Origin of the sequence: Falsiroseomonas sp. E2-1-a4 (assembly GCF_051433165.1) — a bacterium.
Taxonomy (GTDB): Bacteria; Pseudomonadota; Alphaproteobacteria; order Acetobacterales; family Acetobacteraceae; genus Falsiroseomonas.
Genome location: NZ_JBHMFS010000005.1, coordinates 133,787 through 154,688, shown reverse-complemented (window position 1 = coordinate 154,688; position 20,902 = coordinate 133,787). Strand labels below are relative to the sequence as shown.

Here is a 20,902-nt window from a genome sequence, read left to right as displayed (position 1 = left end):
ATGGCCGAGATCACGCTTGTGGAGGCTTCCCGCCGCGCCGCGCTGCAGGAAATGCGCCGCGACCCGAGCATCTGGGTGCTGGGGGAGGATGTCGCGCGCGGTGGGCTGTTCGGACAGTATCGCGGCTTCCTCGATGAATTCGGCGAAAGCCGCATCGTCTCCACGCCGATCAGCGAGAGCGTCATCATGGGCGCGGGGCTCGGCGCCGCGCTGGTCGGCACCAGGCCGATCATCGAGATGCGGATCTTCGACTTCGTCATGTGCGCGATGGATGAGCTGGTGAACCAGATCGCCAAGGTGCGCTACATGTTCGGCGGTCAGGCGCGGCCCGCGGTGGTGATCCGAATGCCGCACGGCATCTGGCGCAATTCCGCCGCGCAGCATTCGCAGACGCTGGAAAGCTGGTTCACCCATATCCCGGGCCTGGTGGTGGTGGTGCCATCGACGCCCGCGGATACCGCGGGGCTGCTGGTGACGGCGCTGCGCAGCGATGACCCGGTGCTGTTCTTCGACCCGAAGAACCTGTTCCCGCTGACCGGCGAGGTGCCGGACATCATCGCGCCGATCCCGTTCGGCCAGGCGCGCCACGCGCATCGCGGCGACGACCTCACCATCGTCACCTGGTCCGCCATCGTGCCGCAGGTTGAGGAAGCCGCAGGGATGCTGGCGGCGCGCGGCATCAAGGCGGATGTGCTGGACCTGCGGACGCTGTGGCCCTGGGACGAGGCGGCCGTCGTCGCCTCCGTCGCGCGCACCGGGCGGCTGCTGGTGGTGCATGAGGCGGTGACCACCGGCGGCTTCGGCGCGGAGATCGTCGCACGCATCATCGAGCGGCTGGGCCCGGCGCAGGTGAAGGCGGTGGCCCGCCTCGGCCAGCCGCGCGTGCCGGTGCCCTTCGCGCCGCCGCTGGAGGATGCGCTGAAGGTGGATACCGCGAAGGTGGTGGCGGCGGCGGAGGCGCTGATGCGCGCCTAGATCGGCTGGGGCCGGAAGCGCTTCAGCCCCAGATGCGCCACCAGCCCCGAACAGCCGGCAAGCGCGATCAGCACACCCATGGCGAGCGCGGAGGTGCCGCCGATGGCGCCGAGAAGCGCGCCACCAGGGCGCCGATGCAGCCAACCAGAGCCTGCGCCAGCCGCAGCCACACCAGCGCCTCCGCGGAGGCCGCCAGCGCGCAGCCGATGGAGGCGAGCGTGAAGACAGCCATGCCGAGGAACAGCAGTAGCCTGCGACCTACACGATCGGACAGCGGGCCATAGAAAAACTGCCCAGCCGCCATGCCCAGCAGGAACACCGCCAGCGTGCGCTGGATGGCGGCGGGGCCTGGCGGCGAGATCCGCGCCCATGGCCGGGAAGGCCGGCAGGTACATGTCGATGCCGAGCGGTCCCAGTGCCGTCAGCGCGCCAAGCAAAGCGGCAAGGCGCCTGTAATGCTCCGGCATCCTGTGATCCATTTTGCTGCCATGCAGCATTTCGTCTAACCCCGCACTGGAACAGCGTCCAATGCAGCGCGCAGCGTGGCCGCCATGCGGCCCGGCCTCGGCTGCAACGACTTCGCCCAGCAAAGTGGCACCCCGCCCGTGCAGTGCCGAGGTTGCGCCCGGCGCGGAGGCATGTGTAGCCTTGCCATGCGTAGCCCCGGTAAAGGCGGCACGCGGGGGGACGGAACGAGAATATGGCAACGGTCTCGGTGCGGCAGGCGCTCAAATCCTTCGGCACCACCCGCATCCTGCATGGCGTCGATGTGGAAATCTCGGATGGCGAATTCGTCGTCCTGGTTGGCCCATCCGGCTGCGGCAAATCAACGCTGCTCCGCATGATCGCGGGGCTTGAGAACATCAGCGGCGGCGAGATCGCGATCGACGGGCGCGTGGTGAACAACGTGCCGCCGAAGGACCGGGACATCGCGATGGTGTTCCAGAACTACGCGCTCTACCCGCACATGACGGTGCGCCAGAACATGGCGTTCTCCATGAAGCTGGCCAAGGCACCGGCCGACATCATGGAGGATGAGGTGCAGCGCGCCGCCAAGATCCTCGGCCTGGATGCGCTGCTGGACCGCTACCCGCGCCAGCTTTCGGGCGGGCAGCGGCAGCGCGTGGCGATGGGGCGCGCCATCGTCCGCCACCCGCAGGTGTTCCTGTTCGACGAGCCACTGTCGAATCTCGATGCCAAGCTGCGCGTGCAGATGCGCTCCGAGATCCGCGAATTGCAGCAACGGCTTGGCACCACGACCATCTACGTCACGCATGACCAGATCGAGGCCATGACCATGGCCGATCAGATCGTGGTGATGAATGGTGGGCGGATCGAGCAGGCGGGCGCACCGTTGGCGCTGTATGATAAGCCGGCCAACCTGTTCGTCGCCGGCTTCATCGGCAGCCCCGCGATGAACCTGCTGCCCGGCACCGTGACGGATCGCGGCTTCCGCATCCCGAACGGCGCCCTGCTGCCCCTGCCACCCCATGCACCCACCAATGCCGCCACCTACGGCATCCGCCCGGAGCATATGAGCCTCTCGGAGGACGGCGTGGAAGGCACCATCGTGCTGGTGGAGCCGACCGGGTCGGAGACCCAGGTCACCCTGCGGCTCGGTGAGACGGTGCTCACCGGCGCCTTCCGGGAGCGTGTGCAGGGCCGCCCGGGCGACAAGCTGCGGGTGCTTCCCGATCTCGGCCTGGTGCATCTTTTCGGACCGGATGGAGCGCGCCTGCCGAGCTGACGCCAATAAAAACCAAGCAGGAGGAAACCAAGAAAAATGGCACATCTCATCACCCGTCGTGCGGCACTTGCGCTCAGCGGTGCCGCGGTTGTCGCAGGCCAGGCGGCCGCGCAGGGCAGCAGCCCGCGCGCCAGCTCCATCCCGACCCAGGCCGCCACCGCGCCCAACCTGCCCATCGAGCGTGGCGCCACGCTGCGCATGCTGCGCCCGGTGCGCTTCGTGCAGCCGGATGAGGAGGTGTTCCGCGCCAATTGCGCGCGCTTCACCCAGCAGACCGGCGTCGAGGTCCGCGTGGATTTCGTGGGGTGGGAGGACATCACCCAGCAGACCGCCGTCACCGCCAATACGGGCGCCGGGCCGGACCTGATCATCGGCTTCAACGAGGCGCCGCACATCTATTCCGACAAGCTGGTCGAGCTGACGGATGTGGCCGCCTACATCGGTCAGAAGTACGGTGGCTGGAAGGCGATGGCGCAGCGCTACGGCAAGCGCGCGGGCAGCGAAGCCTGGCTCGGCCTGCCCTTCGGCGCGTCCGGCGGCCCGCTGGTATGGCGCAAATCTACGGTGAATGCGGCCGGCTTCGAACGGCCGCCCGAGGATCATGCCGGCTTCCTGCGGCTGTGCCAGGCGCTGAAGGCTGCCGGCAAGCCGGCCGGTTTCGCGCTGGGCAATGCAGTGGGTGACGGCAACGGCTTCGCGCAGTGGCTGGTCTGGTCCTTCGGCGGCTTCCTGGTTGATGAGAACAACGAGGTCGCCATCAACAGCCGCGAGACCATCGCCTCCCTCGAATACCTGAAGGAGCTGTATGCCACCTTCATCCCGGGCACGGTCGCCTGGGGCGACATCAGCAACAACCGCGCCTATTCGGCTGGCGAATGCCACCTGACTGCGAACGGCGTGTCGCTGTACTTCTCGCTTAAGAACGACCCGGCGATGCGGGCGATCGCCGATGACACGGAACACTCGCTGCTGCCGAAGGGTCTCGCCGCGACGTCACCGATGGCGGGGCTGACCTTGAACGCCATGGTGTTCAAGCACAGCCGCTTCCCGAATGCGTCCAAGGCGCTGCTCGCCTTCCTTCTGGAGACGCCGCAGTACGACCCGTGGCTGCAGGCCAATCTCGGCTATTGGTCGCAGCCGCTGAACGCCTATTCCAACAGCGCCGTATGGGATTCGGACCCGAAGGTCTCGGTGTTCAAGGGCGTGATGGATACGACCTTCTACGCCGGCTACAAGGGGCCGATCAGCCAGGCCTCGGCGGCGGCGAATGCGGATTACGTCATGGTGCAGATGTGCGCCTCCGTCGCATCCGGCCAGGCCACGCCGCAGCAGGCGGCCGCCGAGGCAGAACGCCGCGCCCGCCGCTTCTTCCGCGCCCGCCGCTAGCCCAAACCCGCGGCGCCCGCATCACGCGGGCGCCGCTTCCCTATCCAGGAAACCACCATGTCCGCGACAACCGCCGCGCCGGTCTGGACCAAGATGCGCCCGAAACAGGGCGCGCTCTCGCGGCTGTTCGACTGGAAGCCGTTTCTTGCCTTCATCTGCCTGCTGCCCGCCGTCGGGCTGCTGATGACCTTCCTGACCTACCCGCTAGGCCTCGGCATCTGGCTGGCCTTCACCGATGCGACGATCGGGCGGGAGGGTATCTGGGTCGGGCTCGAGAACTTCATCTGGCTGATGGATGACCCGATCTTCTGGAGCGCGGTGTTCTTCAGCGTCTTCTACACGGGCGTCGCGACGATCGGGAAATTCGCGCTCGGGCTGTGGCTGGCGCTGCTGCTGAACCAGCATGTGCCATTCAAATCCATGCTGCGCGCCATCATCCTGCTGCCGTGGATCGTGCCGACCGTGCTGTCCGCCATCGCGTTCTGGTGGATCTACGATCCGCAATTCTCCATCATCTCCTACGTCTTCGTGGATGTCCTGGGCTGGCGGGACCAGAATATCGATTTCATCAACACCGCCTGGCCGGCGCGCTGGTCGCTGATCGCGGCGAATATCTGGCGCGGGATTCCCTTCGTGGCGATCACCCTGCTCGCCGGGCTGCAGACCATCCCGCCCTCCTTGTATGAGGCGGCGCTGCTGGATGGGGCGAGCGGCTGGCAGAGGTTCCGCTACATCACCTTCCCGATGCTGCTGCCGATCCTGGCCATCGTGATGACCTTCTCCATCATCTTCACCTTCACCGACTTCCAGCTGGTCTATGCGATTACCCGCGGCGGTCCGGTGAATTCGACACATCTGTTGGCCACACTGGCTTTCCAGCGAGGCATCCAGGGCGGGCAGTTGGGTGAAGGCGCGGCGATCGCCGTCTCCATGATCCCGTTCCTCGTCTTCGCCACGCTGTTCAGCTATTATGGCCTGGCACGGCGCAAGTGGCAGCAGGGAGAGGGCAATGACTGACGCCGCCGTGGTACCGAAGGAAGCGAAGTCCACCAACACGTCCTCCGCGCAGCTGGAGACGATGGCGTGGGACAGCAAGTCCCGCCGTTTCGTGCTGCTCTATCTGCCGCTGTGCTGCTTCCTCGTCATCCTGCTGTTTCCCTTCTACTGGATGACGGTGACGGCGTTCAAACCGAACGCCGAGCTGTACGACTTCGCGCAGCACAACCCGTTCTGGATCACCTCGCCCACGCTGGACCACATCCGGATGCTGCTGTTTGAGACGGCCTATCCGAAGTGGCTGTGGACGACGATGCTGGTATCCGTCTGCGCCACCATCCTTTCGCTGTTCGCCAGCGTGCTGGCCGCCTATGCGATCCAGCGGCTGCGCTTCAAGGGCAGCCAGTATGTGGGGCTGGCGATTTACCTGGCCTATCTGGTGCCGCCGTCCATCCTGTTCATTCCGCTTGCCACCATGGTGTTCCAGCTCGGCCTGTTCGACACGCCCTTCGCGCTGATCCTGACCTACCCGACCTTCCTGATTCCGTTCTGCACCTGGCTGCTGATCGGCTATTTCAAATCCATCCCGTTCGAGCTGGAGGAATGCGCGCTGATCGATGGCGCGACGCGGGTGCAGATCCTGTGGCAGATCACGCTGCCGCTGGCCGTTCCCGGCCTGATCTCAGCGGGCATTTTCAGCTTCACCCTGTCCTGGAACGAGTTCATCTACGCGCTGGCCTTCATCCAGAGCAGCGAGAACAAGACAGTGCCGGTGGCGATCCTGACGGAGCTGGTGACGGGCGACGTGTACCAGTGGGGCGCGCTGATGGCGGGGTCGCTGCTGGGGTCCCTGCCCGTCGCGATCTTCTATTCCTTCTTCGTGGACTATTACGTTTCGTCCCTGACCGGCGCCGTGAAGGAATAGAGCCAAATTCTGCGGATCTTGACCGATCCGCGCCTCATGCGCCGGTGCCCGCATCCGCGGGCGTGGCTTCGCGGCATAAGCCGCGGTGCCCATTCGGGCGCTCGCCCGCCTGCGGCGGACGCAGGTCTCGATCAATGGGCATGGGTACAACCAGGGAACCGGATCGCCGGAGCGGCGCTTGCCTTGCGCCGATCCGGAGATCCGCCATGCCCCTCAAGGCCATTGCCCTCAACTGCACACTGAAATCCGACGCCAGCGACGCGTCCTCCACCGATGCCATGCTCGCCGTGGTCAAGGCCGCCTTCGTGAAGCAGAAGGTGGAAGTCACCGAGACGGTTCGTGTCGCTGCGCTGAACATCAAGCCCGGCGTCACATCGGATGAGGGGCCGGGCGATGACTGGCCGACGCTGCGGGCGAAGATCCTGGCTTGCGACATCCTGATTTTCGGCGGCCCGATCTGGCTCGGCGGGCCGAGCAGCGTCGCACGGCGCGTGCTGGAACGGATGGATGCCTTCATCTCGGAGACCGACGACAAGGGCCGGATGCCGAGCTACGGCAAGGTCGCCGTCACCGCGATCGTCGGCAACGAGGACGGCGCCCACGCCTGCGCCGCGCAGATCTACCAGGCGCTGGCCGATGTCGGCTGGACCATCCCGCCTTCGGCCAGCTGCTACTGGGTGGGCGAGGCGATGGGGTCGGTTGTCTTCAAGGACCTCGACCCCGTGCCGGAAAAAACCCAGCAGACGGCCGCCATGATGGCCGCCACCGCGGCGCATCTGGCCGGGCTGCTGCAGGCCGCGCCCTATCCCGGGCAGCCCGAGGACTGAACCGCTACAGCTTTTGGCCCAGTGCCGCCACGTAGCTGCGGTTGTGTGTCGGTGTGATCCAGACCTCGTTGATCGTCACATGCTTTGGCAGGCAGGCGATGTAGCGGACCAGGTCGCCGACATCCTCGGACTGCACCATCTTCGCGCGTTCCTCCGGGCTGACCGGGTTCGGGCGCTTGTCGAGGATGGGGGTCGCCACCTCCCCCGGTAGCAGCGCGCAGCTGCGGATGCCGTTGACGCATTCTTCCATGTTGATTGTGTGGCTCATCGCCACCACGCCGTGCTTCGCCGCGGTGTAGCCGGCGCCGGAGAGCATTGAGATGTTGCGCCCAGCCATGGAGGCGGTGTGGATCAGCACACCGTCCTTCTGCGGCCGCATCAGCGGCAGCGCCACCGTCACCGCATAGAAGGCGGAGGCGAGGTTGCCGCGTACCAGCTCATCCACCCCATCCGTATCCAGCACGGCCCAGCGCCGCGGCTGGATGTTCAGCCCGGCATTGTTCACCAGGATATCGAGACGCCCGAACTTGTCGGCCAGGAAGGCACCCACGGCCTGCACGGCCGTTGCATCCATCATGTCCGCCGGCTGCACATGGGCTTTCCCGCCTTTCGCGGTGATGCGCGCCGCCACATCCTGAAGCGGCGCGCTGCGGCGGCCGGTCAGCACCAGTTCCGTGCCTTCCTCCGCCAAGGCCAGCGCGGCGGCTTCGCCGATGCCGCTGCCCGCGCCCGTCACCCAAGCCACCTTGCCTTGCAAACGCGCCATCTTCGCTTCTCCCTTGCTGTCATCGCAGGCTAGCAGCGCCCCGTGCGCTTGTCGGCCCCCCGCAACGCATGCGAGCCTGCATCCAACCAAAGGGGAAACACAGCCATGTCCAAGCCGCGAATCCTGACGCCCGCAGGCGCATCCTTCACCACGGCCGGTGGCGGCTATGCGCTGGAGATGGAGGCGCTGGAACGGCTCGGCGCGGAGATCGTGGAATGCCCGGCGACGGAGGAAGGCTTCAGCGCCGCGGCGCCAGAAGCCGATGCGGTTTATGCCAAGGGCATGCGGATTTCGGACCGGATGATCAAGGCGCTCACCAAGGCCAAGGTCATCACCTGCGCCACCGTCGGCGTGGATTATGTGGATGTGGTGGCCGCCACCGCGCAGGGCATCGCGGTGACCAACTGCCCCGACACCTTCATCGAGGAGGTTGCCGACCACGCCATGATGCTGCTGCTGGCCACGCATCGGCGCTGCATCGAGCAGGATCGGATGGTGCGTGAGGGACGCTGGACGGAGGGCCGGCCGCAGCTGTCGACCGTGCCGCGGCTGATGGGCCAGACGCTGGGCTTCGTCGCCTTCGGCCGCGTGGCGCGGCTCGTGGCGATGCGTGCGAAGGCCTTCGGACTGCGCATGGTGGCCTACGACCCCTTCGTGGACGAGCTGACCATGTCCGCCCTCGGCGTGGTACCCTGCAGCCTTGATGAGGTGCTGGCGCAATCCGACTTCGTGTCGATGCACGCGCCGGCGACGCCGGATACCGGCCATATGCTGACCACACGCCACTTCGCGAAGATGAAAGCCAACGCCATCTTCATCAATACCGGCCGCGGCCCGACGGTGGATGAGGCGGCGCTGACCGAGGCGCTGCGATCCAAGCGCATCGCCGGCGCGGGCCTCGATGTGTTCGAGATCGAGCCGGTGAAGACCGACAACCCGCTGCTGTCCATGCCGCATGTGATCCTGTCCCCGCACAATGCCAGCGCATCCGCCCGTTTCGACGAGGCGCGGAAGCGCCGTGCGGGACAGGAGTTGGCGCTGGTGCTTTCGGGGCGCTGGCCGATGTCCTGCGTGAACCCGACGGTGCTGCCGAATTCGGGGCTGCGGCGGTGGCAGCCTTATGCGATGGAGCGTGGGCCGAATAGCTAGGTAACCATTTGAGAACGCCGGCAGGTCGGTCCCGCGGCGCCGCCGGCATTCTCAAACGATCACTCGGCTCTCCAGGGCTTGTGGGGCGCCCCGGTTCCCCCCTGCCCCGCCCTGTGCCACCTTCCGCCCAAGCCCCGCTGCTTGGGCCAAGACGCATCAGGAGACGCGCATGTATCCCGATACCCAATTGTTCATCGACGGCACCTGGCGCGCCGCGCGCGGCGGCCGCAGCCTTCCCGTGCTGAACCCGGCGACCGAGGAGGTCATCGGCCAGGTCGCCCACGCCAGCACCGACGACCTTGATGAGGCGCTGGAAGCCGCCGCCCGTGGGTTCGTCACCTGGAAGAAGGTCTCCGCCTTCGATCGCTCGAAGCTAATGCGCAAGGCCGCGGACATCTTCCGCAGCCGTGCGGACGCCATCGCGCAGATGATGACGCTGGAGCAGGGCAAGCCGCTGGCCGAAGCCCGCATGGAGGTGATGGCGGGTGCCGACGTCATCGACTGGTTCGCGGAAGAAGCCCGCCGCGCCTATGGCCGCGTCATCCCGGCGCGAGCCGAGGGTGTGTACCAGTTGGTGGTGAAGGAGCCGGTCGGCCCCGTCGCCGCCTTCACGCCGTGGAACTTCCCGATCAACCAGGTGGTGCGCAAGCTGTCCGCGGCGCTGGCCACCGGATGCTCGATCATCGTCAAGGCGCCGGAGGAGACCCCGGCCTCGCCCGCCGAGCTGATCCGCGCCTTCGCAGATGCCGGCCTGCCGAAGGGCGTGGCCAACCTGGTCTATGGGGTGCCGTCCGAGATCAGCGAGTACCTGATTCCGCATCCGGTGATCCGCAAGGTGACCTTCACGGGCTCCACCCCGGTCGGGAAGATGCTGTCGGCGCTGGCCGGCCAGCATATGAAGCGGGTGACGATGGAACTCGGCGGCCATGCGCCGGCGATCGTGTTCGATGATGCGGATCTGGAGCTGGCGGCGAAGACCCTGGCCGGTGCGAAGTTCCGCAATGCCGGGCAGGTCTGCGTCTCCCCCACCCGCTTCCTGGTGCAGCAGAAGTCCTATCCGGAATTTGTCGAGCGCTTCACCGCCCATGCCAAGGCCCTGAAGGTCGGCGCCGGCATGGATGCGGACACCCAGATGGGCCCGCTGGCGCATGAGCGGCGGGTGCCCTGGGTGGAGGATCTGGTTGCCGATGCCCGCCAGCGCGGCGCCGAGGTCCACACCGGTGGCGAGCGGATCGGCAACAAGGGCTATTTCTATCAGCCCACGGTGCTGACCGGCGTGGGTCGCGATGCCCGCATGATGAACGAGGAGCCCTTCGGCCCCGTCGCCATGATCGCCCCCTTCACCGACCTGGAGGAGGTGGTTGATGAGGCGAACCGCCTGCCCTTCGGCCTGGCCGCCTATGCCTTCACGCGCAGCGCCAAGACGGCGAATGCGGTCGCGTCCCGCGTCGAGTCGGGGATGATGACGATCAACCACCTCGGCCTTGCGCTGCCGGAAGTGCCCTTCGGCGGCATGAAGGACAGCGGCTACGGCTCCGAGGGTGGGTCGGAGGCGATCGAGGCCTATCTGAACACGAAGTTCGTCAGCCAGGCCGGGCTGTAGCACCGAAAGCCGCGGGGGGCGCGCCCCCCGCGGCCCTGCGAATCAGGCCTTGGCGGCCTTGCGCTTGGCTTTCTTCACGCCGGCCAGCGCCGATTCCTTCAGCGCCTTGCTCGCCTTGAAGCGCACAGTGGCACCGGCCTTCACGGCCACCTTTTCACCGGTGCGGGGGTTCAGCGCGCTGCGCTTCGCCGTTTCGCGCACGCTGAAGGCGCCGAAATCGGGGATGGTGAAGCGCCCGTTCTGGACGATTTCGCCCTTGATGGCGGCGATGATGTCCGCGGCCAGCCGGCCGGCGGCGTTGGCCGGCATCTCGGTGGACTTGACGATGACGTCCGTCAGAAACTTCTTTGACATGCGCTGGCTCCTTGCGAGTTTGGTCGCATAGCTGGAACCAGGGCAAATGTCAGCGTGCGATTCGCGGAAAGCACGCGGTTTCGCAAAACCCTTTCGGTCAGTGGCGCCGGATGAAGACCGCCACTGGCAGGTCGCGCAGCGCTTGCGCGATGTCGAGGGCGCCAGATGGCTGTACCACCTGTCCTGTCAGCAGGTCTTGCCAATCCGTAACTGGGCCTGGCCAGTCGAGCATCGTGCCCTCCCACGCCTGGTCGCCGGCGAATCGCGCGGCCACGACGCGCAACTCGGCGTCCCCGTACCGGCGCGCGAAGCCGCAGATGCGCGGGCCGGCGGGGCCGTTGGCTTCCAGGCCCTGGTAGGTGCCGCTGGCGAACAACGCCGGCTGCGCGGCCCGATGCGCCAACAGGGTCGCGGTCAGGGCCAGCTTCAGCCGCCCGTCGCGCCAATTCGCCGCCATCGCCTGGATCGCCGCCGACCGGTCCTGCCGCAGCGCGGCCTCGACCTCGGCCAGCGCCGCCTCCCGTACCGCGTAGTCCACAGGGCGTCGGTTGTCCGGGTCCACCAGGCTGAGATCCCACATCTCGGCACCCTGGTAGATGTCCGGAACCCCCGGCAGGGTCAGCTTCAGCGCCGTCTGCACCAGGCTGCCCCGCAGGCCAAGTCGCGCCACACGTTCCTGGAAGGGCAGGAAGGCTGCGAGGAAATGCTCGCTGCCCAGCGCATGCCGGACGAAATCGAGCATCGCCTGCTCATAGACCGCATCGGGGGAGGCCCAGTTGGAATGGCGCTTGGCCTCGCGCATGGATTTCACCATGGCGCCCTCCAGACGCTCCGCCATCGCCTCCGTCCCGCCCCCGGCAGGCCAGGCGCCGAGGAGAAGCTGGTAGAACAGGTATTCGTCGTTGTGGTCCGGCGCACCCATGCCGTGCGCGGAGCGCAGGATTCGGGACCATTCCTGCACCCGCGTTGCCCATTCCCCGGGCATGCCGGCCAGCGCCACCAGCCGCGCGCGGGTGTCCTCGCCGCGCTTGGTGTCGTGGGTGGAGGTGGACAGCATGGCCTGCGGCCAGTGCGCCGCACGCTCGGCATTGGCGGCGTGGAATTCCGCCAGCGTCACGCCGAAATGGTCGGGGTGCCCGCCCACCTCGTTCAGCGCCACCAGGCGGTTGTAGCGATAGAAGGCGGTGTCCTCGAGGCCCTTGGCCATGATCGGGCCGCTGTACTGCTGCACCTTCATCGCCACGCGCTGCACCGTATGCCGGGCAAAGCCGCTGCGCGGCCGCGCCACCAGATCCGTGGTCAGCAGGCCATGCAGGAAGTCGAAGACGCTGGGGTCAAGATCCGGCTCCTGCCGCCGCGCGGCGGCAATGGCGGCGTCGATCTCGCGGCGGTCCGCATCCGTGGGCCGCGCCGCGGCATCGACATAGGTGCGATAGACGGCAAAGCCCGCGACGATGGCGCAGAGGCCGCGGGAGAGAATGTTGCGGGTGAAATCCGCCGTGCGCGGCGTCTGCTGCGCGATGCCCGCGGCCTCCCTGGCCAGCATGGCGAGTTCGCCCGCCATCTCGTTCCGCATGATCCGCAGCTTGCAGTCGAGCACGATCGCATCGAAATCCTGCTCTGCGTCGGTAAAGTCGGCACAGAGGCGGGTCAGCGCCGCCTCGCCTTCCGGGTCGACCAGCAGGCCCATCACGAGGTTGGCAAATTCATAGCCGGTGGTGCCTTGCACCGGCCAGTCACCGCGCAACGGCTCGTGCCGCGCCAGGATCTTCTCCACCACCAGGTAGAAGGGACGCGGCGCTGCCTCCCGCAGCTTCACCAGATAGCCTTTCGGGTCGAGCAGCCCATCCACATGGTCGATCCGCAGCCCGTCCAGCGTGCCATCGGCCAGCAGCGCGAAGACCAGGCTGTGGGCGTGGTCGAACAGCTCCGGCAGCTCCATCCGCAGGCCGGCAAGTTCGTTGATGTTGAAGAAGCGGCGATAGTTGATGTCGTCCGCCGCGACGCGGAAATGCGCCGCCCGCCAATGCTGGTCTCGGATCAGCGCATCCAGCGCCACCTTGTCCGCGTTCAGCGCCGCCACGGCCCGGTCCACGGCCGCACGCAGCGCCGCATCGCGCGCCACCAGCGCGGCAAGGTCCGCCTGCAGGTCGCGGGCACGCGCCACCACGCGGGGGCGCCAATCCGGCAGGCCGGCGAAGGCATCGCCCAGTCGTTCCAGCGCCGTATCCGCCTCGCCCAGCACCCGGCCGTAATGCAGCGGGCAGATCGGCAGCTTGTGCGTGTCATAGGCCCAGATGGCAAAGCGGCCGGCCTCCGCATCGAAGCGCAGTTCCAGCTGCCCGGCCTCCAGCACCGCGCCGTACTGGTCGCCCAGGAAGGGCACCAGCAGGCGGCCGCGCTGCCAGTCGATATCCAGCCAGCCGGCGAAATCCGAGGCCTCCCCCCATTCCAGCACATCCAGCCACCAGGGGTTGTCGGCGCCGCCGACGCCCATGTGGTTGGGCACGAAGTCCAGGATCTGGCCCAGGCCATTCGCCTTGAACGCCGCTGCCATGTCACGGAAATCGGCCTCGGTGCCGAGTTCGGGATTCAGCGCGGTGTGGTCCACGATGTCGTAGCCATGCGTGCTGCCCGGCCGCGCCTTCAGCCAGGGCGAGGCATAGACATGGCTGATGCCGAGCCGCGCCAGATAGGGCGCAAGGCGGGCCGCATCGGCGAAGCGGAAGCCGGCGTGGAATTGAAGGCGATAGGTGGCGCGCGGCATCACGGCGTCGGTCATGCGGATTCCTCGATCGACCAGCACGTGCTCCAGGGGCCGAAGCCCTCGCCTTCCTGCCATATCACGCGGCCGGTCTCCGGGGTGCTGGCAAGGGGCGTGTCGGACAGGTTGGCGCGCAGCCGAAGCGTCCCGCCGCCTTCCAGCGACCAGGCAATTTCCACCGCGCCCGGCGCCAGTACCTGCCAGGTGCCGCCGTGGCGAATGCCAGGCAGGCGCGGGATGATCTCGGCGTGGCGCACCGCCAGGATGGAACGGTACCAGGCCAGCGTTTCGGCGTGCGCCGGCTTCGTCAGATCCTCCCAACCCAGTTTCGCACTGGCGAATGTGGCCTCGGCCAGCGGGTCCGGGATGCGCTCACGCGTCGCGGGGTCGGCGAATTCGGGAAACCGGGCGAATTCGGCGCGGCGGCCTTCGCGCACGGCATCCGCCAGCTCGGGTCCGAAATCGCAGAAGAAGGGAAAGGGCTGCGCGGCGGCCCATTCCTCGCCCATGAACAGCATCGGGATCTGCGGCAGCAGCAGCGCGACGGAGGCCACGGCCCGCAACGCCGCCTGCGGGGCGATGTGGGACAGCCGGTCGCCGAATGCGCGGTTGCCGATCTGGTCGTGGTTCTGGATGAAGGCGATGAAGGCGGTGGGCGGCAGGACGGCGCTTGGCTCGCCGCGGGGGTGGCCGCGATAGGGCATCATCTCGCCCTGGAAGGCGAAGCCCTCCGACAGCGCCCGGCCAAGCAGTTCCGTGTTGCCCTGGTAGTCCGCGTAATAGCCGCTGCGTTCCCCGGTGGCGGCGACATGCAGCACGTGATGCGCGTCGTCGTTCCACTGTGCCGTATAGAGCGCCGGCACCAGGCGCGCGGCCTGGTTCTCCTCATTCTCCAGCACCAGATGCACCGGCCGGTCGGGCACCGCGGCACGCACCCGCTCGGCGAGTTCGTCCAGCACATGGCGCGGGCTGTCATCGAGGATGGCGTGCACGGCATCCAGCCGCAGCCCGTCGAGGTGGAATTCCTCGATCCAGTACAGCGCGTTGTGGATGAAATAGTCGCGCACCGGCCCGGAGTCCGGCCCATCGAAATTCAGCGCCGCACCCCAGGGCGTGCTGTGCCGGTCTGTGAAGGCCTGCGGCGCGATGGCGTGGAGGTAGGCGCCCTCCGGGCCGAAATGATTGTACACCACATCGAGCAGCACCATCAGGCCGAGGCCATGGGCCGCCTGCACCAGCGCCTTCAGATCCTCCGGCCGGCCATAGCTGGCGTCGGGTGCGAAGGGCAGCACGCCGTCATAACCCCAGTTCCGGTTACCCGGAAAATCCGCCACCGGCATGATCTGGAGCGCGGTGACGCCGAGGGCGGCCAAGTGCGGCAGGCGTTCGATGGCGGCAAGGAAGCTGCCCTCCGACGTGAAGGCGCCGATATGCAGTTCATAGACCACCGCCTCCGCCCAGGGCCGGCCGCGCCAGCCGGCATCGGTCCAGCGATGCGCGGCGGGGTCCACCACCTCGCTCGGGCCATGCACGTCCTCGGGCTGGTGGCGGGAGGCAGGGTCTGGCACGCGCAGCCCGTCCGGCAGCGCGAAGCGATAGCGCGTGCCTGCGCCGGCAGCGGGCACTTCCAGCACATGCCAGCCGCCCGGCTCCCGCCACATGGGCCGCTGCGGGGCGCCATCGCACTCCAGGTCCACCTGAGCATGTGCCGGCGCCCAGAGACGGAAGCGGGCACCGCCACCGGGCAACAGGGCGGCGCCGAAGGGCATGGCGTGGGCACGATGCGCGAAGGTCATGCCCCGCAAACCGGCTGCGGCCGCCTTCGTTCCATCGGGCACCGAAAAATTCTCTTACCGGGCCAAAGGGAACGGTCTGCGCGGTGCCGTGTTGTGCGACTTCCGGAAAGTGTTCCAGTTCGGAACGTCGAGGCAGATGGGGATTGTGGATGCGGATACGTAGCTTGGTGGCCTCGCCGCAGATGATGCGGCGGTCGCGCATCCGTGAGGGTCTGCCCTTCCCGCTCGGTGCCAACTGGGACGGGCTGGGGGTGAATTTCGCGCTGTTCTCGGCCAATGCCACCAAGGTCGAGCTCTGTCTGTACGACGACTCCGGCAATACGGAGCTGGAGCGGATCGAGCTGCCGGAATACACGGATGAGGTCTGGCACGGCTATCTGCCGGATGCCCGCCCCGGCACCATCTACGGCTACCGCGTGCATGGACCGCATGCGCCCGATGCCGGGCACCGGTTCAACCCTAACAAGCTGCTGCTGGACCCCTATGCGCGCGCCATCGTCGGCGACCTGACCTGGGGGCCGGAATGCTTCGGCTATCACCTCGAATCCGGCGATGATCTGAGCTTCGACACGCGCGACAGCGGCCCGCTGGTGCCGAAATGCCGGGTCATCGACCCAGCCTTCACCTGGGGTCGCGAACGCGCCCCGTCCGTGCCCTGGGACCGCACCCTGGTCTACGAGACCCATGTGAAGGGCTTCACGAAAAGCCATCCGGCCCTGCCGGAGGATATGCGCGGCACCTATGCCGGCCTCGCGGCGCCGGAGGTGGTGAGCTATCTGCGCGGCCTGGGCGTGACCGCTGTGGAGTTGTTGCCGATCCACACCTTCCTCAATGACCAGTTCCTGCTGGACAAGGGGCTGACCAATTACTGGGGCTACAACACCATCTCCTTCTTCGCACCGGCGCGCCGCTATGCGCGCAACCCGGCCTTCGCCTTTTCCGAGTTCAAGGAGATGGTGGCGAGGCTGCATGACGCCGGGCTCGAGGTGATTCTGGACGTGGTCTACAACCACACGGCGGAGGGCAATGAGAAGGGCCCGATGCTGTCCTTCAAGGGCATCGACAATGCCAGCTACTACCGCCTTCTGCACGGCCGGCCGCGTTACTACATCAATGATACCGGCACCGGGAACACGCTCAACCTGTCGCATCCACGCGTGCTGCAGATGGTGAATGACAGCCTGCGCTACTGGGCAACGGAAATGCGCGTCGATGGCTTCCGCTTCGACCTCGCGACCATTCTGGGGCGGGAGGAGCATGGCTTCGACGAGGGTGGCGGCTTCCTCGATTCCTGCCGCCAGGACCCGGTGCTGTCCCGCATGAAGCTGATCGCGGAGCCTTGGGATTGCGGGCCGGGCGGCTATCAGGTGGGCGGCTTTCCGCCCGGCTGGGCCGAATGGAACGACCGGTTCCGCGACACGGTCCGCGCCTTCTGGAAGGGTGACGAGGGCATGACCAACGAGCTGGCGGGCCGGCTTGCCGCCTCCAGCGACCTGTTCGACCGGCGAGGCCGCAAGCCGTGGTCCAGCGTGAACTTCATCACCGCGCATGACGGTTTCACGCTGCACGATCTGGTCAGCTACAACGACAAGCACAACGAGGCGAATGGAGAGGGCGGGCACGACGGCCACGACCACAACCTGTCCTGGAACCATGGCGCCGAGGGCCCGACCGACGACCCCGAGATCATCGCGCTGCGCGAGCGGCAGAAGCGCAACATGCTGGCGACCCTGCTGCTGTCGCAAGGCACGCCGATGCTGCTGGCGGGTGACGAATTCGGCCACAGCCAGCAGGGCAACAACAACGTCTATTGCCAGGACAATGCCACCAGCTGGCTGGACTGGGCCGGCATCGGGCCGGATGGCCGCGAACTGGCGGCCTTCACCCGCAAGCTGATTGCCCTGCGGCAGAACTTCCCGGTTCTGCGCCGCGCGCGGTTCCTGAACGGGAAGCTGGACGAAGACCTCGGCATCAAGGATGTCACCTGGCTCACCCCCTCCGGCACCGAGATGGAGGATGGGCACTGGGATGATGCCAATGCCCGCTGCTTCGGCATGCTGATGGACGGCCGCGCCCAGGCGACCCGCATCCGCCGCCCGGCCGGTGACGCCACGCTGCTGCTGGTGCTGAACGCGCATCATGACGCGGTGGAATTCTCGCTGCCCGAACCATTGGCCGGGCAGCATTGGCTGCTGCTGGTGGATACCAACAAGCCAGCACTGGATGAGCCGGAGCCTTTCGAATTCGGCCACCCCTATCTGGTAACGGGCCGGTCGCTGCTGCTGCTGGTGCTGCACCCCGACGCTGGCGGCCTCGCCATCCTGACCGCCGCGCGCACCGCCCTGCTGGCCGGCGCCGAACCGCCGCCCCTCCCCTCGGGGGAGTGAGGCCGAGGCCCGACTGCCGGAGGCCGGTCAGGCCTCCAGCAGCCAGACGGAGAACATCTCCGCCGGGTCGGACCACATGGTGGCGCCGCGCCAGCCGGCGGCGCCGGCAATCTGGCGCAGGCGCTCGGGGCGGTATTTGTGGCTGCTCTCGGTGTGGATGCTCTCGCCTTCGGCGAAGTGGAACGCCTGCCCGGCCACCCGTACCGTTTGCCTGTGGCGGGCGACCAGGTGCATCTCGATCCGCTCAAGCCCCGGGTTCCAGCGCGCCGCATGGTCGAAGGCATCGGGGTTTAAATCCGCCCCGGCCTCCCGGTTCAGGCGGGTCAGCAGGTTCAGGTTAAAGGCGGCGGTGACGCCGGCAGCATCGTCATAGGCCGCCTCCAGGATCGCCACCTCCTTCACCAGATCGGCGCCGAGCAGCATGCGGGCGCCACGGCCCAGCGTGGCGCGGGCGCGGGCAAGGAAGGCCACCGCTTCCAGTGGCTCGAAATTGCCGATGGTGGAGCCGGAGAAGAAGCCCAGCCGCGCCGCGCTGCCGCCGCCATGGACAGGCAGGTCGAAGGCCCGGGTGAAATCCGCAACCACCGGGCGCACCGGCAGCCCGGGGAAGGCGGCGGAGACCCGCGCGGCAACCGCATCCAGCCACTCCGGCGCGATATCCACCGGCAGATAGGCGCCCGGCGCCTCCAGCGCGCGCAGCAACTGCACGGCCTTGGCGCCGTCGCCGGGGCCGAATTCCACCACGGCGGCGCCGCGGCCGATGGCATCGGCAATCTCGGCGCCGCACTGGTCGAGGATCAGCACCTCGGTCCGTGTCGGGTAGTATTCCGGCAGGCGGGTGATCGCCTCGAACAGCCGCGTGCCCTCGGCGTCGTAGAGCCATTTGCAGGGCAGCGTCTTGCGTGCGGCGGACAGGCCGGCGATGGCGTCGGCCGCGAGTTCGGGATGCAGGACGGAGACCGCGCTCATGCCACATCCTCCGCAAGACGCAGCCCGGTAAACTGCCAGCGGGCATCGGGCGGAAAGAAGTTGCGGTAGCTGGCGCGGGAATGGCCCGGCGCAGTGGCCAGCGACCCGCCGCGCAGCACCATCTGGTTCACCATGAACTTGCCGTTGTACTCGCCGACCGCGCCTTCCCAGGGCCGGAAGCCGGGATAGGGGCGATAGGCGCTGCCGGTCCATTGCCAGGCAACGCCCTCGGCCTCCGCAAAGCCAGGCAGCTTGGCGGCGGCTTCCCACTCCTGCTCGGTCGGCAGGCGCTTGCCGCACCAGCGGGCGAAGGCGTCGGCCTCGTACCAGGAAATGTGGCGGACGGGGTGCGTCGGATCCATCGGGCGCAACCCGCCCGGGCCGAATTGCTGCCAGGTGCCGTCGCGCTGTTCCCAATAGAGCGGCGCCTCCCACCCCTGCGCCTGGCAGGCGGCCCAGCCATCGCTCATCCACAGCAGCGGGCTGCGATAGCCGCCATCGGTGATGAAGGCGGCCCAATCGGCGTTGGTCACCAGGCGGTTGGCGATGCGGTAGGGGGCGAGGAAGTGCCGGTGGCGCGGCGTTTCATTGTCGAAGGCGTAGCCGATGCCGTCATGGCCGATCTCCACCACGCCTTCCGGCCCGGCCAGCATTGCCGCTGCCGCGGCATCCGGCGCGGGGTCCCGCCAGTCTGGGTCGTAGGCCGGGCGCAGCGGGTTCAGCGACAAGGCGTGCAGCGCATCGGTCAGCAGCAGTTCCTGATGCTGTTCCTCATGCTGCAGGCCGAGTTCCACCAGATGCAGCGCCTCCGCCGGCGCATCGCCCAGCAGGCGGGCCATCGCCTGGTCCACTTCGGTGCGGTAGGCGGTGACGGCGGCGGAACCCGGGCGGGTGATCATGCCGCGTTGCGGGCGCGCGTGGCGCGGGCCGGCGGCGACGTAGTAGCTATTGAACAGCAGCGCATACTCCTCCCGCACCCGCTTCGCGCCGGGCAGGAAGGGCAGCAGCAGGAAGGTCTCGAAGAACCAGGTGGTGTGGGCGCGGTGCCATTTGGCTGGGCTGCAATCCGGCATGGACTGCACCACCTGATCTTCCGGGGACAGCGGCGCGACCAATGCCTCGGTCCGGGCGCGCACGGCCTGGTAGCGGTCGAGAAGGTGCGGCGCGGCCTTGCCCGGCCGCGCGGAGATCTGATTCATGATGTGACGACGCTCCCCGTTTCAGGACCGGGAACGCCCCGAAACCGTTCGGGTTCGCCTTATTCCATGCCGGCGAGGCGCCGCAGCGCCGGGGCGAGCGGCGCGGGCCGGTCATCCAGCGGCCCGAGCAACGCGGCGAAGCGGCCGATTTCCGCCATTCCGAATTCGGTCACGCCCGGCTCCGGCAGCCGCTCATGCACCTCCCCCAGCCCCATCCGCAGCGCCATCAGCCGCTTGCCATAGACCAGCAGCAGCGGCAGGGAGCGGGACATGAAGACGATGATGGGGAGGATGGCGCGGTGCAGCGCTTCCGCCCGCTCCGTCTCGCCCGCCGACCACAGCCGCCAGATTGCCACCTGCGCGTCGATCAGCTCCGGCGCGGGTATCAGGCCCTGGCAGCCGCTGCGCAGCGCCGTTGGCCATTCCAGCCCGCCATGGCCGGCGAAGACGTCGCAGGTCCGGCTGGCTTCCAGCGCGAAATCGGCGACGGCCACCGCGGCGCCTTCCGCCTTCATGAAGCGGATGTTCGGGTGGTTCCGATGCAGCGTCAGCAGCGCGGCGTCGGAGACCGAGACATCCATCATCATCGGGTTGTTCTGGATGCCCACCGGCAGCACCGCGCGGTCCGCCACCGTGCCGAGGAAGCGCAGGATCCCGGCCTCCGCCACCCCCTTCACTGGCGGTGGTTGCAGCACCACCCAATCCGCGCCGCGCGCCTTCGCCTCCGCGATGAAGTCAAGCTGCCCATGCACCGAGACCTCCGCCACCGTCGCCATCAGCGGCACGCGGCCGGCGATACGGGCGGCGGCCCAGGCGACGATGTCCAGGCGCTCGGCGGTGGACAGCCGGAACACTTCCGTCACCAGGCCAAGCACGGCGATGCCCTGGCAACCGGCGGCCAGGCAGAGATCCACCTGCCGTTCAAGCGCCGCGCGGTCCAGCCGGCCATCCGGCAGGTAGTAGGCGTAGAGAATCGGATGCACGCCAGACAGGCGCGGCAGTGGCGACATGGCGCTGGTTTCCTCTCCGTTGCCGGGAGGCTGACGCCCTGCCCGCGCC

Annotated in this window: 17 protein-coding genes; 9 read left to right on the top strand and 8 right to left on the bottom strand. The window is 67.7% G+C overall.

Going from position 1 to position 20,902, the window contains the following annotated elements; translation table 11 throughout:
* Window positions 1-975 carry an alpha-ketoacid dehydrogenase subunit beta gene (locus tag ACFHNC_RS07590; protein WP_437168617.1) on the top strand — a complete coding sequence of 325 codons (975 nt, stop codon included), beginning with the start codon at window positions 1-3 and terminating at the stop codon, window positions 973-975.
* A gap of 67 nt (window positions 976-1,042) precedes the next feature.
* Here ACFHNC_RS07590 and ACFHNC_RS07585 read toward each other — a convergent pair whose 3' ends face one another.
* Complete coding sequence (locus ACFHNC_RS07585; protein ID WP_437168713.1) at window positions 1,043-1,312, bottom strand: MFS transporter; 270 nt, start codon at window positions 1,310-1,312, stop codon at window positions 1,043-1,045.
* 363 nt (window positions 1,313-1,675) lie between these two features.
* Between ACFHNC_RS07585 and ACFHNC_RS07580 the strand changes: the two genes are divergently transcribed.
* The 5 genes from ACFHNC_RS07580 (at window position 1,676) to ACFHNC_RS07560 (ending at window position 6,856) form a co-directional block, all read left to right on the top strand.
* Window positions 1,676-2,722: an ABC transporter ATP-binding protein gene (locus ACFHNC_RS07580; protein WP_437168616.1), complete on the top strand. Its 1,047-nt coding sequence runs from the start codon at window positions 1,676-1,678 to the stop codon at window positions 2,720-2,722.
* Window positions 2,723-2,758: 36 nt separating this feature from the next.
* Complete coding sequence (locus ACFHNC_RS07575; RefSeq protein WP_437168615.1) at window positions 2,759-4,108, top strand: ABC transporter substrate-binding protein; 1,350 nt, start codon at window positions 2,759-2,761, stop codon at window positions 4,106-4,108.
* Between the two features lie 57 nt (window positions 4,109-4,165).
* Complete coding sequence (locus tag ACFHNC_RS07570) at window positions 4,166-5,125, top strand: carbohydrate ABC transporter permease (protein ID WP_437168614.1); 960 nt, start codon at window positions 4,166-4,168, stop codon at window positions 5,123-5,125.
* Window positions 5,118-6,029, top strand: a complete 912-nt coding sequence (locus ACFHNC_RS07565) for a carbohydrate ABC transporter permease (RefSeq protein WP_437168613.1) — start codon at window positions 5,118-5,120, stop codon at window positions 6,027-6,029. The genes ACFHNC_RS07570 and ACFHNC_RS07565 overlap by 8 nt, the downstream gene beginning before the upstream one ends.
* 206 nt (window positions 6,030-6,235) lie before the next feature.
* The gene (locus ACFHNC_RS07560) at window positions 6,236-6,856 is read left to right on the top strand and encodes a flavodoxin family protein (protein ID WP_437168612.1); all 621 of its coding nucleotides are present in this window, start codon (window positions 6,236-6,238) and stop codon (window positions 6,854-6,856) included.
* Between the two features lie 4 nt (window positions 6,857-6,860).
* Here ACFHNC_RS07560 and ACFHNC_RS07555 read toward each other — a convergent pair whose 3' ends face one another.
* Window positions 6,861-7,622, bottom strand: coding sequence for an SDR family oxidoreductase (locus tag ACFHNC_RS07555; RefSeq protein ID WP_437168611.1), 762 nt, complete (start codon window positions 7,620-7,622; stop codon window positions 6,861-6,863).
* 105 nt (window positions 7,623-7,727) lie between these two features.
* Here ACFHNC_RS07555 and ACFHNC_RS07550 point away from each other — a divergent pair, with 105 nt between their 5' ends.
* Together ACFHNC_RS07550 and ACFHNC_RS07545 are read left to right on the top strand one after the other, a co-directional pair.
* The gene (locus tag ACFHNC_RS07550; protein WP_437168610.1) at window positions 7,728-8,771 is read left to right on the top strand and encodes a C-terminal binding protein; all 1,044 of its coding nucleotides are present in this window, start codon (window positions 7,728-7,730) and stop codon (window positions 8,769-8,771) included.
* Between the two features lie 169 nt (window positions 8,772-8,940).
* On the top strand, window positions 8,941-10,374 hold the full coding sequence (locus ACFHNC_RS07545) for an NAD-dependent succinate-semialdehyde dehydrogenase (RefSeq protein ID WP_437168609.1): 1,434 nt from the start codon (window positions 8,941-8,943) through the stop codon (window positions 10,372-10,374).
* A gap of 42 nt (window positions 10,375-10,416) precedes the next feature.
* Here ACFHNC_RS07545 and ACFHNC_RS07540 read toward each other — a convergent pair whose 3' ends face one another.
* The 3 genes from ACFHNC_RS07540 to treZ form a co-directional block, all read right to left on the bottom strand.
* Window positions 10,417-10,728, bottom strand: a complete 312-nt coding sequence (locus tag ACFHNC_RS07540) for an HU family DNA-binding protein (protein WP_168052706.1) — start codon at window positions 10,726-10,728, stop codon at window positions 10,417-10,419.
* Between the two features lie 97 nt (window positions 10,729-10,825).
* Window positions 10,826-13,510 (bottom strand): malto-oligosyltrehalose synthase, encoded by a 2,685-nt coding sequence (gene treY / locus ACFHNC_RS07535; protein ID WP_437168608.1) that lies wholly within the window; start codon window positions 13,508-13,510, stop codon window positions 10,826-10,828.
* Window positions 13,507-15,288, bottom strand: coding sequence for a malto-oligosyltrehalose trehalohydrolase (treZ, locus tag ACFHNC_RS07530; protein ID WP_437168607.1), 1,782 nt, complete (start codon window positions 15,286-15,288; stop codon window positions 13,507-13,509). The genes treY and treZ overlap by 4 nt, the downstream gene beginning before the upstream one ends.
* Before the next feature lie 149 nt (window positions 15,289-15,437).
* On the opposite strand from treZ, the gene glgX reads away from it, so the two are divergent.
* Window positions 15,438-17,675 carry a glycogen debranching protein GlgX gene (glgX, locus tag ACFHNC_RS07525; protein ID WP_437168606.1) on the top strand — a complete coding sequence of 746 codons (2,238 nt, stop codon included), beginning with the start codon at window positions 15,438-15,440 and terminating at the stop codon, window positions 17,673-17,675.
* 27 nt (window positions 17,676-17,702) lie between these two features.
* Here glgX and egtD read toward each other — a convergent pair whose 3' ends face one another.
* The 3 genes from egtD to ACFHNC_RS07510 are packed head-to-tail and all read right to left on the bottom strand — an operon-like array spanning window position 17,703 to window position 20,853.
* Window positions 17,703-18,644, bottom strand: a complete 942-nt coding sequence (egtD, locus tag ACFHNC_RS07520; protein ID WP_437168605.1) for an L-histidine N(alpha)-methyltransferase — start codon at window positions 18,642-18,644, stop codon at window positions 17,703-17,705.
* The gene (gene egtB / locus ACFHNC_RS07515; RefSeq protein ID WP_437168604.1) at window positions 18,641-19,843 is read right to left on the bottom strand and encodes an ergothioneine biosynthesis protein EgtB; all 1,203 of its coding nucleotides are present in this window, start codon (window positions 19,841-19,843) and stop codon (window positions 18,641-18,643) included. Before egtB ends, egtD begins: the two co-directional genes overlap by 4 nt.
* 59 nt (window positions 19,844-19,902) lie before the next feature.
* The gene (locus tag ACFHNC_RS07510) at window positions 19,903-20,853 is read right to left on the bottom strand and encodes a dihydrodipicolinate synthase family protein (RefSeq protein WP_437168603.1); all 951 of its coding nucleotides are present in this window, start codon (window positions 20,851-20,853) and stop codon (window positions 19,903-19,905) included.
* Between the last annotated feature and the right edge of the window lie 49 nt (window positions 20,854-20,902).

Bases quoted from the DNA above. Each gene is read 5' to 3' on its own strand.
- ACFHNC_RS07540 (WP_168052706.1), bottom strand. From the start codon at position 10,728: ATGTCAAAGAAGTTTCTGACGGACGTCATCGTCAAGTCCACCGAGATG.
- glgX (WP_437168606.1), top strand. From the start codon at position 15,438: ATGCGGATACGTAGCTTGGTGGCCTCGCCGCAGATGATGCGGCGGTCG.
- egtD (WP_437168605.1), bottom strand. From the start codon at position 18,644: ATGAGCGCGGTCTCCGTCCTGCATCCCGAACTCGCGGCCGACGCCATC.
- treY (WP_437168608.1), bottom strand. From the start codon at position 13,510: ATGACCGACGCCGTGATGCCGCGCGCCACCTATCGCCTTCAATTCCAC.
- egtB (WP_437168604.1), bottom strand. From the start codon at position 19,843: ATGAATCAGATCTCCGCGCGGCCGGGCAAGGCCGCGCCGCACCTTCTC.
- ACFHNC_RS07565 (WP_437168613.1), top strand. From the start codon at position 5,118: ATGACTGACGCCGCCGTGGTACCGAAGGAAGCGAAGTCCACCAACACG.
- ACFHNC_RS07550 (WP_437168610.1), top strand. From the start codon at position 7,728: ATGTCCAAGCCGCGAATCCTGACGCCCGCAGGCGCATCCTTCACCACG.
- ACFHNC_RS07555 (WP_437168611.1), bottom strand. From the start codon at position 7,622: ATGGCGCGTTTGCAAGGCAAGGTGGCTTGGGTGACGGGCGCGGGCAGC.
- ACFHNC_RS07560 (WP_437168612.1), top strand. From the start codon at position 6,236: ATGCCCCTCAAGGCCATTGCCCTCAACTGCACACTGAAATCCGACGCC.
- ACFHNC_RS07570 (WP_437168614.1), top strand. From the start codon at position 4,166: ATGTCCGCGACAACCGCCGCGCCGGTCTGGACCAAGATGCGCCCGAAA.
- ACFHNC_RS07590 (WP_437168617.1), top strand. From the start codon at position 1: ATGGCCGAGATCACGCTTGTGGAGGCTTCCCGCCGCGCCGCGCTGCAG.
- treZ (WP_437168607.1), bottom strand. From the start codon at position 15,288: ATGACCTTCGCGCATCGTGCCCACGCCATGCCCTTCGGCGCCGCCCTG.
- ACFHNC_RS07510 (WP_437168603.1), bottom strand. From the start codon at position 20,853: ATGTCGCCACTGCCGCGCCTGTCTGGCGTGCATCCGATTCTCTACGCC.
- ACFHNC_RS07575 (WP_437168615.1), top strand. From the start codon at position 2,759: ATGGCACATCTCATCACCCGTCGTGCGGCACTTGCGCTCAGCGGTGCC.
- ACFHNC_RS07580 (WP_437168616.1), top strand. From the start codon at position 1,676: ATGGCAACGGTCTCGGTGCGGCAGGCGCTCAAATCCTTCGGCACCACC.
- ACFHNC_RS07545 (WP_437168609.1), top strand. From the start codon at position 8,941: ATGTATCCCGATACCCAATTGTTCATCGACGGCACCTGGCGCGCCGCG.